This window comes from Pandoraea sp. ISTKB, from assembly GCF_001721285.1.
In the GTDB taxonomy this organism is placed as follows: domain Bacteria; phylum Pseudomonadota; class Gammaproteobacteria; order Burkholderiales; family Burkholderiaceae; genus Pandoraea; species Pandoraea capi.
Genome location: NZ_MAOS01000039.1, coordinates 190718 through 205982, shown reverse-complemented (window position 1 = coordinate 205982; position 15265 = coordinate 190718). Strand labels below are relative to the sequence as shown.

13 protein-coding genes are annotated in these 15265 nt (G+C 64.6%); 4 read left to right on the top strand and 9 right to left on the bottom strand.

Going from position 1 to position 15265, the window contains the following annotated elements:
* Nucleotides 1-2: 2 nt before the first annotated feature.
* On the bottom strand, nucleotides 3-893 hold the full coding sequence (locus A9762_RS15750) for a LysR family transcriptional regulator (RefSeq protein ID WP_069342939.1): 891 nt from the start codon (nucleotides 891-893) through the stop codon (nucleotides 3-5).
* Between the two features lie 118 nt (nucleotides 894-1011).
* Here A9762_RS15750 and A9762_RS15745 point away from each other — a divergent pair, with 118 nt between their 5' ends.
* Nucleotides 1012-3315, top strand: a complete 2304-nt coding sequence (locus tag A9762_RS15745) for an aconitate hydratase (RefSeq protein WP_069342938.1) — start codon at nucleotides 1012-1014, stop codon at nucleotides 3313-3315.
* An 84-nt stretch (nucleotides 3316-3399) separates the two neighbouring features.
* On the opposite strand, the gene A9762_RS15740 is transcribed toward A9762_RS15745, so the two are convergent.
* The 4 genes from A9762_RS15740 to A9762_RS15725 all read right to left on the bottom strand — a co-directional run bounded on the left by A9762_RS15740 (nucleotide 3400) and on the right by A9762_RS15725 (nucleotide 7687).
* Nucleotides 3400-4413 carry an ABC transporter substrate-binding protein gene (locus A9762_RS15740; RefSeq protein WP_083253965.1) on the bottom strand — a complete coding sequence of 338 codons (1014 nt, stop codon included), beginning with the start codon at nucleotides 4411-4413 and terminating at the stop codon, nucleotides 3400-3402.
* Between the two features lie 109 nt (nucleotides 4414-4522).
* On the bottom strand, nucleotides 4523-5611 hold the full coding sequence (locus A9762_RS15735; protein ID WP_069342937.1) for an LLM class flavin-dependent oxidoreductase: 1089 nt from the start codon (nucleotides 5609-5611) through the stop codon (nucleotides 4523-4525).
* 190 nt (nucleotides 5612-5801) lie between these two features.
* Nucleotides 5802-6977: a DSD1 family PLP-dependent enzyme gene (locus A9762_RS15730; protein WP_069342936.1), complete on the bottom strand. Its 1176-nt coding sequence runs from the start codon at nucleotides 6975-6977 to the stop codon at nucleotides 5802-5804.
* Nucleotides 6978-7012: 35 nt separating this feature from the next.
* Nucleotides 7013-7687: an HAD family hydrolase gene (locus A9762_RS15725; RefSeq protein ID WP_069342935.1), complete on the bottom strand. Its 675-nt coding sequence runs from the start codon at nucleotides 7685-7687 to the stop codon at nucleotides 7013-7015.
* A gap of 118 nt (nucleotides 7688-7805) precedes the next feature.
* Between A9762_RS15725 and A9762_RS15720 the strand changes: the two genes are divergently transcribed.
* Nucleotides 7806-8804: a LysR family transcriptional regulator gene (locus A9762_RS15720; RefSeq protein ID WP_083253964.1), complete on the top strand. Its 999-nt coding sequence runs from the start codon at nucleotides 7806-7808 to the stop codon at nucleotides 8802-8804.
* Between the two features lie 6 nt (nucleotides 8805-8810).
* Here the strand turns inward: A9762_RS15720 and A9762_RS15715 are convergent, their stop codons facing one another.
* Together A9762_RS15715 and A9762_RS15710 are read right to left on the bottom strand one after the other, a co-directional pair.
* On the bottom strand, nucleotides 8811-10076 hold the full coding sequence (locus A9762_RS15715) for an MFS transporter (RefSeq protein WP_069342934.1): 1266 nt from the start codon (nucleotides 10074-10076) through the stop codon (nucleotides 8811-8813).
* Between the two features lie 109 nt (nucleotides 10077-10185).
* The gene (locus tag A9762_RS15710; protein ID WP_069342933.1) at nucleotides 10186-11160 is read right to left on the bottom strand and encodes a LysR family transcriptional regulator; all 975 of its coding nucleotides are present in this window, start codon (nucleotides 11158-11160) and stop codon (nucleotides 10186-10188) included.
* A 215-nt stretch (nucleotides 11161-11375) separates the two neighbouring features.
* On the opposite strand from A9762_RS15710, the gene A9762_RS15705 reads away from it, so the two are divergent.
* Both A9762_RS15705 and A9762_RS15700 read left to right on the top strand, forming a co-directional pair.
* The gene (locus A9762_RS15705) at nucleotides 11376-12110 is read left to right on the top strand and encodes an SDR family NAD(P)-dependent oxidoreductase (protein WP_069342932.1); all 735 of its coding nucleotides are present in this window, start codon (nucleotides 11376-11378) and stop codon (nucleotides 12108-12110) included.
* 77 nt (nucleotides 12111-12187) lie between these two features.
* A complete protein-coding gene (locus tag A9762_RS15700; RefSeq protein ID WP_069342931.1) occupies nucleotides 12188-12403 on the top strand; it encodes a 4-oxalocrotonate tautomerase family protein in 216 nt (71 codons plus the stop codon).
* Nucleotides 12404-12475: 72 nt separating this feature from the next.
* Here the strand turns inward: A9762_RS15700 and A9762_RS15695 are convergent, their stop codons facing one another.
* On the bottom strand, nucleotides 12476-14725 hold the full coding sequence (locus tag A9762_RS15695) for a TonB-dependent receptor (protein WP_240493584.1): 2250 nt from the start codon (nucleotides 14723-14725) through the stop codon (nucleotides 12476-12478).
* Nucleotides 14726-14862: 137 nt separating this feature from the next.
* Nucleotides 14863-15180: a hypothetical protein gene (locus A9762_RS15690; RefSeq protein WP_139133246.1), complete on the bottom strand. Its 318-nt coding sequence runs from the start codon at nucleotides 15178-15180 to the stop codon at nucleotides 14863-14865.
* Between the last annotated feature and the right edge of the window lie 85 nt (nucleotides 15181-15265).

Sequence of the window (15265 nt, the reverse complement as noted above, 5' to 3'; positions counted from 1 at the left end):
CGTCAGGCGACGCTCGTCGCCCGCGACGCGATCAGATCGTAGAGCGCTTGCGCGGCGGGCGAGAGTTGCGCGCCGCGCCGTGTGACGAGCACCAGCGTGCGCGCCACGACCGGCTCCACCAGATCGACGACACGGATCTCCGGATACGCGCCGCGCTGTAGCGCGAGGCGCGGTACCACGGCCGCCGCGACGCCTTCGGCCACCATTCCCACGGCCGTCGAACTGCGCTGCACTTCGAAGTGCGGTTGCAGATCGACATCGCCCAAGGCGCCATCCAGTAACGCGCGGTTGGCATTGACCTGTCCGGCGAAGATCAGCGGATAAGGCGAGAGGCTGCGCCACGGCACGCGCCGACGTCGGGCGAGCGGATGCGATGCGTGACAGATCAGCACGAACTGATCCTGTGCGACAGGCAACCCGATGAGATCCGCGTGACGCGAACCGGCGATGTGAATGCCGAACTCGGCTTCGCGGTGCAGCACGGCGTGCGTCACGGCTGACGACGAGTGATCGAGCACGCGCACGCGGTTATGCGGGAATTGCTGGGCATACGTCTGCAAGATGCTGGGCAGAAACTGCACGCCTGCCGTGGGCACGCAGGCGATCGACACGTCGCCGCGCGCGGCCTGACCGCTCTCACGAATCTCGGTGAGCGCGTCGGACAACTCGTCGAGCAAGCGCCGCGCCTGCGGCAGGAAGTCACGTCCAATCTGCGTGAGCGAGACCGATCGTGTCGTGCGCTCGAACAGCACGACCCCCAGATAATCTTCGAGCTTGCGCAGGCGCTGTGTGATTGCCGTCTGCGTCACGGCGAGCGCGTCTGCGGCGCTCTGGAAGCCGCCGCGATCCGCGATGGCGACGAAAGCCTGCACGCCAAGGATGTCGATTTTCATAAGAAAAATTGAGTAATCGGACAGATAAATTCATTTTACCGGGAATGAGACCGACGCCAGAATGCGTCCTGCGATCGCACCCATCCACCCCACAAATGCCTTAAATAAGGAGTGATCGATGTCTCAATTCCTCTCCCCCGAGGCGCTCGCGCGCCGTTATGCGACCATGGCCGACACGCTCGCCATCGTGCGTCGCCGTCTTGGGCATCCGCTGACCCTTTCCGAGTCGGTACTGCTCGGGCACCTGCGCGATCCGCACACGCAATCGCTGGTGCCGGGCACGAGCTATCTCGCGCTCGATGTCGACCGTGTCATGTTTCAGGATGTCCTCGGTCAGACCGGCATGCTCCAGTTCATGCAGACCGGACGTGATCGGGTCGCGGTTCCTGCGAGCATTCATTGCGACCATCTGATTCAGGCGCGCGTCGAAGGGCGTACGGATCTTCAGGCCTCTGTCGACGAGAACCGCGAAGTCTACGCCTTCCTGCGCAGTGCGGCGGCGAAGTACGGCCTCGGTTTCTGGGAGCCGGGCGCCGGCATCATCCATCAGGTCGTGCTGGAGAACTACGCGTATCCCGGCGCGCTGCTCATCGGGACGGACTCGCATACGCCCAACGCTGGTGGTCTCGGGGCCTGTGCGGTCGGTGTTGGCGGTGCCGATGCCGTCGAGGCATTGGCGGGGCTGCCGTGGGAAGTGCTCTATCCGAAGCGCATCGCCGTCTACCTGACGGGCTCGCTCAGTGGCTGGACGGCGCCCAAGGACGTGATTCTGCGCGTCGCCGGTGAGTTGACGGTGTCCGGCGGCACCAACGCCATCGTCGAATACATTGGCCCGGGCGCCCGGACGATCAGCGCGACGGGCAAGGCGACCATTACCAATATGGGCGCCGAACTGGGGGCGACGACGTCGATGTTTCCGGCCGACGCACGCATGCTCGACTACCTGCGTGCGACTGGTCGTGGCGATCTCGTGCCTGTGATCGAGGCGAACCTGAGTCTGCTGGCGCCGGACCCCGAAGTGGAGGCCGACCCGGAAGCGTATTACGACCGGGTGATTCGCATCGATCTGTCTACGTTGACGCCGCATGTCGTTGGCCCGCATTCGCCGGATCGGGCGCGCACGGTGGTGCAGTTGGCCGCGCAACTCAAGGCGATGGACGAATCGCGCGCAGACGATGCCGGTGACGTTCAGTCGGACACGATTTCGGCCGCGCTCATCGGCAGTTGCACCAATTCGTCGTACGAGGACATGAGCCGGGCGGCTGACATCGCCCGACAGGCGCAGGCCTACGGACTGAAGGCGTCGGTGCCGTTCATGGTCACGCCGGGCTCGGAGCAGGTCCGCGCCACGATCGAGCGCGACGGTCAGCTTGCGGCCTTGTCGTCCATCGGCGGCACTGTGCTCGCCAATGCCTGTGGGCCGTGCATCGGGCAATGGCGTCGCGACGCGACGGCCACCGGCGTGCCCAACACCATCGTGACGTCTTACAACCGGAACTTCCCCCGTCGCAACGATGGCTCGCCCAACACGATGAACCTGATCGCCAGCCCGGAGATCGTGACGGCGTGGGCGCTTGCCGGACGTCTCTCTTTCGATCCGCAGCACGACGTGCTCACTGCACCTGACGGGAGAACGTTCCGGCTCGCGCCGCCTGCGGTCGCGCCCGAAGTCCCGCCAGAGGGCTTCACGCGTGGCGCGACACACTACATCGCACCGCCTGACGATGGTCGTGCGGTGAGCGTCAGCGTAGATCCGAAGAGTGAACGAATTCAGGTGTTGCGACCGTGGCCGGCATGGAATGGCAACGACCCGAAGGGCATGCCGCTGTTGATCAAGACGCGGGGCAAAACGACGACGGATCACATCTCACCGGCCGGGCCGTGGCTTAAGCTGCGCGGGCATCTGGAGCGCTTCAGCGACAACCTGCTCTCGGGCGGCACTAACGCATTCACCGGCGCGACGGGACGCACCACGGACTGGCTTCATGGCGAGGACGACGTGACACCGGCGCAAGCGGCTCGCGCGTATCGTGCAGCGGGCGTGCCGTGGGTCATCGTCGGCGACTTCAACTACGGCGAGGGCAGCAGTCGGGAGCACGCGGCGCTGTCACCGCGTTTGCTCGGGGGCATGGCGGTCATCGCCCGGAGCTTCGCACGCATCCATGAGACCAACCTGAAAAAGCAGGGGTTGTTGGCGCTGACCTTCGCGAATCCCGACGACTATGAACGCGTGCGGGCTGACGACCGGATCGATCTCATCGACCTGGCGGCGTTGGCGCCCGGGAAGGAAGTGCCGTGCGTGCTGCATCACGCCGACGGGACTCAGGAGACGATATCGCTGCGGCACAGCTACAGCGATGTGCAACTGGCTTGGTTCAGGGCCGGCTCGGCGTTGAACGTGGTGCCAAAACCGGCAAGCTGATGCGACGACCGGACGGAAGACGCCAGAGCGACTCACGAATGATTCGAATCTGGTTTTTCCGTCCGGTTGCCAGGACATTGCGGATCAACGTGATGCGCTTTGCCGCGTCGGCTGTCCCTTGGCTTCCAGCACTTGCGTGAACGACGTGTCGACGATCTTGCTGACGTCGAACCGGTTCGGAAGCGCGCCGGTCTGCGTCAGGAAGTCGCTCGTGCCCTGATAGTCGGCCACGGCCTGCTTGTCGACGGCGTCGATGGTCATGCCTGCCTGACCGATCCAGTGACGCGCGACGTCACGGTCCAGACCGGCCTTCTTCGCCCACTGATCGGCGTAGACGTCTTTGTGGCTCTCCACCCAGGCGCGTGCCTTTTGCAGACGCACGAGGAAGTCGGCGATGGCCTCACGTTTCGCACTCACCGACGGCGCATACGCGGCAACGCTGCTCAGCCCCGGCATCAGATTGCGCGCCGTGATGATCGGACGCGCGCCGTTGTGCACGACCTGCTGCGAGATGTACGGCTCCCACACCGGGAACGCGTCGATGGCGCCGTTGGGCAACGCCACGGCAGCATCGATCGGCATGAGCTTGACGAACTGCACATAATCCGTGGGCAGGCCTGCCTTTTCCAGCGCGCGCAGCGTCAGTTGCTGACTCCAGGCGCCGGGCCAGTAGGCGACCTTCTTGCCCTTGAGGTCCTGAATCGACTTCACCGGCGAATCCTTCGGCACGAGCAGCGCAATCGTGTCCGGGTTCTGACGCGAGACGGCGATCAGCTTGACCGGTGCTCCTTTCGCCGCGAGGAACAGGAAGCCCGAATCGCCGAGGAAGCCGAGGTCGAGCGCGCCGGCGTTGAGGCCTTCGGCAACCGGGGCGGCCGACTGGAAGTGCTTCCATTCGACCTGATAGTTCGCACCTTCAAGGGCGCCCGAGGCCTCCATCGAGGCACGGACGTTGTAGTAATTCTGATCCCCGACACGCAGCGTGACGCCTTGCGCGCTGGCGACCCCGGCGTGCATGACGCCGAGTGCCGTGAAGGCGCTAAGGGAGAGGGCAGGAACGGCAAAACGGGCGCGACGAATCCAGCGCAGCAACATCATGACACCTATCTGAGAAGCGATTGAAGAAACGGTAGTAAGCAACGAACAGCGGCGAAGGACGTAACTCACACGTCACGCACACGTCACGCACACGTAACTCACACGTAACTCACGCCGCTTGCGGCGTGCGTTGACGATCCAGCTCGGCGGCGTGACGACGGATGGCCGGAATCAGCGATTCGCCGTATCGGATCGTGTCGCCCAGCGGATCGAAGCCGCGAATGAGGAACGTGTCGACGCCAAGCTGGTAATAGCGCCCCAGCGCGTGCGCGACCTGCTCGGCGGTACCGACGAGCGCCGTCGAATTCCAGCGCGCACCGGTGGCCTTGGCCACGCCCATCCACAAACGTTCGTCCACGACATCGCCGCGTTGCGCCGCTGCGAGCAACCGTTGAGAGCCGACGTTCTCCGGTGCTTCGGTGCGCAGACCGAGCCGTTCGCGCGTGGCTTTGACCTGACGCAGCACCTCGTCGGCGCGCTCCCATGCCTGGGCTTCGGTGTCCGCCACGACGGGACGGAACGAGATCGAGAAGCGCGGCTTGCGGCCATGCCGTTGTGCGGCCGCCCGTACGCGGGTGACGAGCGCCTCGACGGCGTCGAGCGGTTCGCCCCACAGCATGTAGGTGTCGGCGTGGCGCGCGGCGACGTCGATGGCGGCGTCGGAGGCGCCGCTGAAATAGATCGGGATATGCGGCTTCTGCCACGTCGGTACGGCGGGCGACGCCTGCTCGAAGCGGTAGTGATCGCCCGCGAAATCGACGGGAGCGTCGGCGGTCCAGATGCGCTTGAGCGCTTCGAGATATTCGTCCGTGCGCGTGTAGCGGGCGTCGTGATCGAGGAAATCGCCGTCGCGACGCAGGTCGGCGTCGTTACCGCCAGAGACGACGTTCAACGCGACGCGTCCGCGTGAGAACTGGTCCAGCGTGGCGAGTTGACGGGCGGCGAGCGGCGCTGCAATCACGCCGGGACGATAGGCGAGCAGGATACCCAGCCGTTGCGTTGCCGCAGCGACGTGACTGCTGACGAGGCTGCCTTCGGGGCCGTTGGAGAAGTAGCCGATCAGCGCGCGGTCGAAACCGGCTGTCTCGTGGGCTTGCGCCATGCGCGTGATGAACGCGGGATCGACGGCCGCGCCCGTGGGTTGATCGACTTCGGACCCCGGCGCCGCCGTGATCATCCCGATGATTTCTACGCTCATGAATGCACTCCAGTACAGGCAAAGCGCGAGCGTAGCGGGCGCATGGCCCGCCGTGAACGAAGGAAATCGGGATACGTTATGCCGCTTGAAGGCATAAGCATCCGTGGTGCGGATTGGCATCTGTTGCGATGCCGATCCGCGTCACGGGCTTAAACCGATTTGTCGGCTCGCCGATGCCGCCCCTTGGGGCTTACCAGCCGTGCAGTCGTGGCCATGTCGCGAGATCGTGCACCGGATCGATAGCGTGGTACTCAGGGAATTGCGCGCCCGTCGCGCAGGCGTGATTCGGCAGGATGCGCAACAGCGTGCCGATGGGAAAGCGCGCGACGATATCAGGATCAGGTTCGCCTTCGCGCGAGAGGATGCCATGTTCCTGATTGGCGCCGCTCAGCACATAGCCCGGCACGACACTGCCGTCGATGCGGCATACCTGACCGTAGCCGAAATCGCGTTTCTGCTTTTGCGTGCCACGGTCGCGACTCATGGCCATCCAGCCGGCGTCGACGATGGCCCAGCCCTTGTCGGCCTGATGTCCGATGACGGTGGTCAGCACGCTCAGTGCCAGTTCGTCCGTCGTGCAAACGCCCACGTTGTGCATGACGAGATCGAAGAACACGTACACCCCGGCACGGACCTCGGTCACGCCTTCGAGATGGCGGGCCGCGAGTGCCGTCGGCGTCGAGCCGACGCTCACGACCGGACAGGGCAGACCAGCCTCGCGCAAACGCGTCGCTGCCAGCACGCAACCGGCACGCTCCTGTTCCGCGATGGCGGCGAGCGCCTCCGGCGTGTCGAAGTCGTAGCTGGAACCCGCGTGGGTCATGACGCCGCCGAGCGTGGCACCGCCCTCTTGCAGGACACGGGCAACGTTGAGCAGCGCGTCTTCGTCGGGACGGATCCCCGAGCGGTGCCCGTCGGTATCGATCTCGATCCACACCTCGAACGTCTCACCGAACTCCGCGCCGAACGCGACGATGGCCTGGGCCGACGCCACACTGTCGGTGATGATCTTCAGGTCGCAGCCGCGCCGCCGCAATGCCAGCGCAGCGGGCAGTTTGCTGGCGACCATACCGACCGCGTAGAGGATGTCCGTCACGCCGTCGTCGAAGAAGCGCGCGGCTTCCTTGAGCGTGGATACGGTGATGCCCGCCGCGCCTGCGGCGATTTGCGCGTGGGCCACTTCCACGCACTTGCTCGTCTTGACGTGAGGCCGGAAGCGCACGCCCAGCGTGTCCATGCGCGACTGCATGCGCTGGATGTTGTGCTGCATGCGCGGCACGTCGATGATGGCGGCGGGGGTGTCGAGCGCCTGCAATGCGGCGAGCGGAACAGGCGTGGCGGGCGTGAAGTCAGGCGTCGAAGTCATGGTGCTGGATCTCGTGAGTAAGTCTGACGTGGGCATCACGCGTGGGAGTGAAAATGACGCAGCCAGTCGAGCGCCGGTGCAAGTGTGGGCGCTTCGCTGTCCGGTGCGGGCGCGCCATCGGGACGAGACAGGCCGACACGGTTGTGCCAGAACGTGCGCAGACCGACTGCCGACGTACCGAACAGGTCATAACCGGAGCCTGCGACGAACGCAGCGTCGCTGGGATCGACACCCAGCTTGTCGAGCGCCATGCGGTAGGGACGCGGGTCCGGCTTGTAGAACCCGGCTTCTTCAGACGTCACCACGACATCCCACTCGAAACCGTCGGTCGCGAGCAGCGACGCCGCCTGATGGCCGAGCGTCTTCGAACAGTTCGTGACGACGGCCAGCTTGCAGTGCGGACGCAGCGCCTGAAGCAACTCGCGTGCGCCGTCCCAGGCGGGCAGCGTGAGCCACTCGGTTTCCAGCGCTTCTGGAGCCGACGGCGGCAGGCCGACGTGCTCGGCCGCTTCGCGCACGAGCTGCTCATAACTGACGTAGGCACCACAGCCGTAAGTGCGGCGCAGGTACTCGGCGCGCCAGGTGCGGCCAGCGGTCTCGCTACCGGCGGCGCGATTCCACACCGTCCACGAGTCGAGTAGCGCGGTCAGCAGATCGAAGAGCACGGCGCGTGGCCAGTTGGCGTCGTTCTTGGGGGAGGTGTCGGACATGTCGGTCTCTGTCTTGATGGGCGGGATGGTGGATATGGTGCAGTGACATGACGCAGTGTAGGAAGGATAGGGTGTGCCGTGGTTAAATGACGGCACATCCAACATTAATCTCAGGTTAATGATCCAGCTCGAAGACCTGCGCCTGATCGAGGCGCTGTCGCAGTCGGCGTCGCTCAGTGCGGCGGCGCGCATGCTCAATGTGACACCGCCGGCGCTTTCGACGCGTTTGCGCAAGCTCGAAGCGATGCTGGGGCTTGCGCTCGCCACGCGCACGTCACGTCAACTGAGCCTGACGGCCGAAGGGGAGCGGCTCGCCCGTGAAGGCTCGGCGCTGCTCGCGCAACTGGAAGCGCTTCCCGAATCGTTTCGACGTGAAGACAAGCGATTGACCGGGACGTTGCGCGTTTCAGCGCCGTTCGGCTACGGGCGTCATCATGTGGCGCCGGTGCTGGCGCGCTTCGGCCTGCTGCATCCGGAGCTGACCCTGCAACTCGACCTGCGCGAGACGCCGTGGCCTGACAAGCACGATTCGGATGCCGTCATCCATGTGGGAACCGTCAGAGACTCGTCGTGGATCGCACGGCCGCTGGCGCCTAATGACCGCTGGCTGTGCGCCAGTCCGGCGTATCTGCAACGCCATGGGGTGCCGTCGGACCCGCAAGCGCTATTGCAGCATCGGTGCATATGCATTCGGGAGAACGATGAAGATGTGACGTTATGGCGATTCCGGCGACGAGCGCAGGTGTCGACGAAGTCGTCAGCGAAGTCGACGGCAACGCCCAGACGTCAAACCACTCGCGACAGCGTGCGCGTGGTGCCTGCCTGCACGACCAACGACGGCAGCGTCGCGCGCGAATGGGCCGAGCAGGGACTGGGGCTGGTGTTGCGCTCGGAGTGGGACACCCGGGAAGCCGTCGCGGCCGGACGCCTCGTGCGCGTGCTCGCCGATTGGGACTTCGAGAGTGCCCCCGTCACGTTGCTGGTGCCCACGCGTCGTGGGCGGACCGCACGACTGCAAGCGCTGATGGCCTTTCTCGAGGACGCATTGGCCGCCACGGCCCCCGCGCGTCGCGCCGCCGGTTCGCACGCGCCTAACCCAAGCCGCCCGAGCCGATGAGTGTCGTCAGGCCGGTTGCTGCGCCAGACGCGCGCTGACCGAGCGCGCCCGGTTCGCGAGCACGCTGCAAAGCAGCAACAGGATGGCCGTCATGAAGAACACCGCAGGCAGTCCGAAGAGCACCGCGATCTGGCCACCGAGGATGGGGCCGATCACCTGACCGCTGAACTGCGCCGACTGAAGGTAGCCGAGCAACTTGCCGGTGCTGCGTTCGTCGACCGCATGACGCGCCAGCTTGCCGATGGCGGGCAGCAGGCCTGCCAGCGTCATCCCCATCAATACCCGCAGTGCCGCCAGTTGCCACCATTCGGTCACGAACGCCTGCGGCACCATCACCAGCGCCGTCGCGATCAGACAGCCAACGATCACACGCCAACTGCCGATCCGGTCGGCCAACGCACCGAGCTTTGCCGCCGTGAGCATGCTGCCGAGTGCCGAGCTGGCCATCACCACACCGGCCACGCGCGTGAGATGCGCCCCGTCGACGCCCAGTTGACCGATGTAGACGGTGATGATCGGCTCGATGGACATATTCGCGAGCAACACCATCATCCCGGTGAACAGAATGGCGGCGATGATGCCCACACGCGCGCGCGGCATACGCGTTTGCGTCGTCGCTTCGGTGCGACGCTTGCTGTCGCGCGTGCGGTCGAAGTCTTCGCGTACGCCGAAGATCGTGAGCAGCGCGGTGATCGAGATCATGCCCGCGCAAGCGAAGAACGTGCCGCGAATGCCCAGCAATGGCGGCAGCAGGCCGCCGATCAGCGGGCCGGTCAGATTCCCGGCGAGCGCACCGGTGGACAGCACGCCCAGCGCCCAGCCGGCGCGATCGCGGGGCGCCTGCGTGCCGATCATGACTGTCGATGCGGAAGCGTAGCCGCCGATCAGACCCGTCAGCAATCGCAGGGCGACGAGTTGGTAGACGTTGTGCGCAATGCCGATCAGCGACGTCACGATCACCATGCCGACAGCCGCACGAATGAGCATCGGTCGACGGCCGAAGCGGTCGGCGAGATGCCCCCAGATCGGCGCGGTGACAGCGGTGCCGAGAAACGTCGCACTGAACGCGACGCCGGACCACTGGATCACGGCCGATTCCGGCGCGACGCCGAGTTGTTTGACGTACAGCGGCAGGAACGGCAGCAGCATGCTCAGACCGGCGAGCGTCGTGAACGAGCCAAAGACGCAGATCGCCAGATTGCGCTGCCAGTAGCGATGATTCCGCTCGGTGTAACCGGCGCTGGGGGAAACGGATGAAGACGGGGGAGTCACAAAAGCCTCTGTATTTCGCGGATCACGAACGCGGCAGCCAGTCGCGATGCGTGGCGCTGGTCATCGGGCACATTGCGCATGTCGATGATTGCCAGCGGGTACTGCGAGTCTAGTCGTGTCGTGGCGCGGCGGGTATGGCTGCGGCGCGTACGTCACTCTTACGCGACGCGGATGAATGTGCAAGCGCCGTCATCAGAAAATCGATGAAAACGCGCGCACGCGAGGGCAATGTCTTGCCGTGCGGGAACATCAGACTCACCGGACGGGAACGTCCCGAGTAGGCAGACAGTACCTCTACGAGCCTTCCCGCCGCCAGGTCTTCCTCGACGACGAAACGGTACGTCTGGAAGATGCCGCCACCGGCCTTGGCGAGCGCCACACCGCCGAGCACGTCGTCGGCACACCGGAAGTTGCCGTGCGCGTGATATTCGACGTCGGCGCCCGCGTCGCGGAACAGCCACGGGATCGGTCGACCGGTACTCGGGAGGTCGAACTCGATGCATTCGTGGTCCTTGAGATCGTCCAGCGTTCGGGGCGTGCCCGCCTGCTTCAGATAGTCGGGATGGGCGATGACGACCAGCGCGGCGTCTTCGAGATGACGGGCCACCATGCGCGATTCGGGTTGCGCACGAAAGCGCACGGCGAAGTCGAAGCGGGCTTCATGCAGATCGACGTTCTGATTGCTGATCTGAATCTCCAGCTTGATGAGCGGATATTGCGCCCGAAAAGCAGGCAGGAGCGGCAGCAGACGGTAATGGCCATAGGTCGTCGGCACGCTGATGCGCAAGGTGCCCGAAGGCTGCGATTGCGCACCGGAGACGCGGCGCTCCGCCTCGGCCAGCAGGCTCAGCGCCGTGCGGCATTCGTCGAAATAGGCGCTGCCGCCTTCCGTCAGGCGAATGCTACGCGTGGAGCGCACGAACAGCCGCACGCCCAGGCGCTGCTCCAGTCGCGCGACCGATCGGCTCACGGCCGCCGGGGTGACCCCGGCCTGATTGGCCGCCGCCGTAAAACTGCCGGCTTCGGCCGCCAGACAGAAGAGTTCGATGCTGCCAAGCAGCACGTCGTCGAATTGGCGTTGCATGCGCAGGTCTACCCCGATTGATTACACGATGTAAAAAGACAAGTGTAATCGCATGTATTTTTCGCGTCTCGAATCATCAATAGAGTGGTGTCCAAGCAGCGGGGCTTCCGGATACGCCGATGCCCCGGCGGGCGAAATCACCTGAATCTCTCAGGTCACCTCGGTGGTTCGTGCACTCGTGCATCGATACATCGATCAAATCAAGGACACACATCATGAGCAAGTCGAATCGTACGGTCATCATCACGGGCGCCACGAGCGGTATCGGACTGGGTCTGGCGCAAGCGTTCCTGCGCGACGGGTACAACGTCGTGGGGACGGGGCGCAGCGGCGCACGTCTCGAGCAAACGGCCGCGTTGCTGGCCGCTGGCGAACGGTTCCTGCCGGTCGCAGGGGATGTCGCCGATCCGGCCGCCGCTGAAGCCGCCTTCAAGAAGGCGATCGAAGTCTATGGGCACGTCGATGTGCTGATCAACAATGCGGGCATCTTCGCGGCCAAACCGTTCGTGGACTTCACGCCCGAGGAAATCGAGACGCAGATCGCAACCAACCTGAAGGGCACGCTGTACTTCTCGCAGGCGGCCGCGCGTCATATGACCGCGCGCCGCAGCGGCCGGATCGTGAACGTGACGGCATCGATCGCGATCCAGGCCAGTTCGGGCGTGCCGGCGCTGCTGGCCGCTGTCCTCAAGGGCGGAATGAATCAGGCGACAAAGGCGCTGGCGCTGGAGCTGGCGCCGTTCGGCGTGACGGTGAACGCCGTCGCGCCGGGCGTCGTCAATACGCCGATGCATGCCCCGGAGACGCACGACGCACTCGGCCAGATGCACCCGCTGGGCCGCATCGCCGAGGTGGAAGACGTGGCACAGGCCGTGCGCTATCTCGTGGACAACGACTACGTGACCGGCACGATTCTGCCGGTGGACGGTGGCTACGCCGCCGGTCGTTGATGGACGCGGCGCGGCCGGTGCCCGCAATCGCCGGACTGGCCGCGTCGACAAGAATGTCCCCCTCACAGGAGTCAGTCATGCCATTCGTCAGTATCCGAATCACGCGGGAAGGCAACACCGTCGAGCAAAAGGCGCAGGTCATTCGGGAAGTGACCGAGACGCTGGAGCGCGTGCTGAACAAGCCGCCGCATCTCACGCATATCGTGATCGAGGAAGTCGATACCGATAACTGGGGTTACGCGGGCCAAACGACCACGGCGTTCCGCCGTCTGGCTGCCGAAGGCAAAACCTGACGGCGTCGGACGATGTCGACGTGATGTCGATGTGCACCGCCGCCTGTACCTCGGGCGGCGGTGCGTGCTTCGTCAGAACGGTTTGGACATCGCGAGATAGAACGTGCGTCGCGGACCGAACTGCGGCGCACCGACGCCGATGCCGGTGCCGTCACGCAATTCGTAGACGCGGTCGAACAGGTTGATGACGGACAGCTTCGCATCGAAGCGCCCCAGCCCTGGCACGTTGATTTGCTGGCCAATGCCGAGGTTGACCTGGAAGTACGCCGGCAAATGCTCGCTGTTGACGAAGCCGCTGCGCAAGCCCGAGCCGAAGAGGGCATCGGTCGAGAAGAGCGTCTTGCCCCATTGGTACGAGACACCTGCGGACGCCGTGACTTGCTGGTCGTGATCCAGATGCACCCAGTGATTGGCGATGTAGGCGAGTTCGTCGTCCCCGAAGTTGAACTGGCCGGTCTCGATGCCCTGACCCATCGCGCGCGATACTGCGACGTTCAGATACGCGCCGACGTTACCTTGACGATAGTTGACGGTGCCTTCGACGCCGTAAATCCGGCCCTTCTCATAGTTGAACGTCGAGTAGATCAGCGCATTGCCGAACTGACCTTCGTCCTGAAGGTGATTCACGCGACGATAGTAGGCGTTCAGTCCCACCGTAATGGCAGACGTCAACTGATGCGAGACACCCAGATCGAAGTAGTCCGAGCGCTCGGCGCGCACGGCGGTGTTGGCGTCGGACGGCAACGCATTGGTCGTGCCCAGGAATTTCGTGACCGAGGTCGTATCGATCTTCTCTGTCGCGGGCGGTGTGAAGTAGCGCGAGTACCCGGCGTGCAGACGGGTGCGGCTCGTCAGGTCATACGTCAGGCCCAGTCGCGGGGAGAGTTGTCCCTCGTCCGTGACGGTGTTCACGTGGTCGTAGCGTGCGCCGTAGTTGATCGTCAGGCGATCGGTCGCTTTCCACTCGTCCTGTAAATACAGCCCGTAGGTCGTGCCACGGTCCTTGGCGTTGTCGACGATGGTGAGCGGCGTTCCGCTCAGTTGATTGCCGTCGGCGTCGGCAGGGAAAACGTTGGAGGTGTTGTCGACGCTGAAATTCTCCTGCTGCACGAACAGACCGAAACGCAATGTGTGGCGGTCCGTGAGCTTGTAGCTGCTGTCCGACTGAACGCCGTAGGCTTCGTTGCGTCGCGTGATGTTGGCCGCCACCCCGTTGTACGCGAGATCGCCCAGCGGGTCGGGCGTGTAGTCGACACGGCTCGTGCGGTGGAACAGCGAAATTTGCGTGTCCAGCTTCGATGACACATGGCTCTGCCAGGACAGCACCTGAAAGTCGGTGAGCTCGCGCTGGTTGGCGTTCAGGCTCGACGAATCGGGAACGACGCCACTGTCCAGCGTGAATTGCGGGGCGACGCCCGGCGAGTTCGGAATCTGGAAGCGGTTGTTGGCCGTGCCGAACATGAACGACACGCGGTTGTCCGGGTTCAGCAGGTACGAGAACATGCCGAACGCGTTTGTCTGATTCGTGTGATCGTGAATGGCGTTGCGGTCGCCCGTCGGATTCTCGATACCCATGTTGTTCGCAGACACGCGGGCGCTGAAGTAGTAGCTGAGCGCGCCCTTGGTGCCGTAAAGCTGCGTGTTGACCTCACGGTCCGCATGGCTGCCGAAGACGACACCGACTTCCCCGCCAAAGGCTTTCGGCGGTTCGCCGGTATCGTCGGCGAGGCCGGGCGAGCCCTTGGTGTGGATGTCGACGATGCCGGCGGTGCGATAACCGAACTGAGCCGGCAGCGCGCCGGTGATCAGATTGATCTGCGATGCGATGCGCGCGTCAATGGCCTGACCGAAGCCGCTGATCGACTCGGGAATGATCACGCCGTCGATCCGGTATTGCAGATTGGCGTGGTCGCCGCGCACGTGCAGTTGGCCATAAGAGTCCTGCACGACGCCGGGGGCTTGCAGCAGCACCTGATTGAGCGGTGTGTTGCTCCCGAGCGGCAGTGTCTGGATGTCGGTCTGGTCGAAGTTGTAGACCGAGCTGCCGGTGTCGGGCGACAACGCGTTGCGGGCGGCGTCGAGACGCTTGGCGGACACGGTTGTGCCGGAGAGCGAGGCGTTGACGTCGCTACCGGGCGCTGTGTTCGCGCTTTGCGCATGCGCATTGACGACGAAGACGGATGCGGCCGCCGCAGCCAGGGCGTGACGGGAGAACTGAGCGCGGGTGCCTGCGCGGGAAGTCCGCGACGGGCGTGACGAGGAGAAAATGCCGAAAGCGCCGAAAGATCGGAGCGAGCGGAATCGTGTGGAGCGGGCAATCATGCCGGACCTCAATGTGCTTGACGTGTGGACGCCGCGCGGCCGGGGGCGCACTCGCCAACGCTGGCGAGCCGCACCGGGCGGCGGCGAATGTTCTGGTTCGGGGGTGCCTGGGCGAGCTAATGCGAGCTCAGACAAGCTCAGGCAAGCGACATCGAGGTGCGGGGTGGATCGCGGTTGCGCGTCGGTCCCCGTGAGACCGAACGGACATGCAGTGGCGCGGCAGGCGGGTAGTGCCAGTCGCGCGAGGAGGGCGGTGCGGCGAAGACCGGTAGCGCCGGGAGTGCAACGTCGACCGCGATGAAGGCGAGGCATTGCTCGCAGATACCGTCCTCGTCCGACGCATGTTGATCGGAAGCATCCGTCAGACCATGCTGACGTTCCGACTGTGCTGATTGCGCCGATGCAGCCGCCAGCGCAGCCGCCGTGTGAAACACGACGTGCCGTGCAAGTGCCATCTGCGACACCAGCACGCAGACGACCAGCCATAAAGGAAACCAGCGGCGACGCATGGGCCGAAGGAAAACGGAATACAAGACGAGA